We start from the raw sequence: 416 nt of genomic DNA, 5'->3' as shown, positions 1-416 counted from the left end.
CCGTTCTCGGCGCTTAAGGCAGTGGTTTATGACTTCAGCCCGAGCCGCGCCGGTGAGCATGCGCGTAACTTCCTCGGTTCCTGGAATGGCAAGCTGGTGTGCGACGACTTTGCTGGCTACAAAGCCGGTTTCGAGAAGGGCATGACCGAAATTGGTTGCATGGCCCACGCACGCCGCAAGTTTTTCGATCTGCACGTGGCGAATAAAAGTCAGTTGGCAGCACAGGCACTGCACTCGATTGGCGGCTTGTACGAAGTTGAACGCCAAGCGTGCGAGATGAGTGATGAGGATCGCTGGCGGATACGGCAAGAAAAAGCTGCGCCGTTAGCGAAAGCGCTGCACGACTGGATGTTGGCCCAGCGCGATCTTGTACCCAACGGATCAGCGACGGCCAAAGCCTTGGATTACAGCCTTAA

At 56.7% G+C, this 416-nt stretch carries 1 protein-coding gene; it reads left to right on the top strand.

All coding sequences use genetic code 11. The annotated features are described in order from the left end of the window. A partial coding sequence (locus QK293_RS27505) for an IS66 family transposase (RefSeq protein WP_282383522.1) occupies positions 1-416 on the top strand: 416 nt, incomplete at both ends.

Source organism: Pseudomonas sp. AL03 (genome assembly GCF_029960815.1).
Taxonomy (GTDB): domain Bacteria; phylum Pseudomonadota; class Gammaproteobacteria; order Pseudomonadales; family Pseudomonadaceae; genus Aquipseudomonas.
This window is presented reverse-complemented; position numbering and strand designations above follow the sequence as displayed.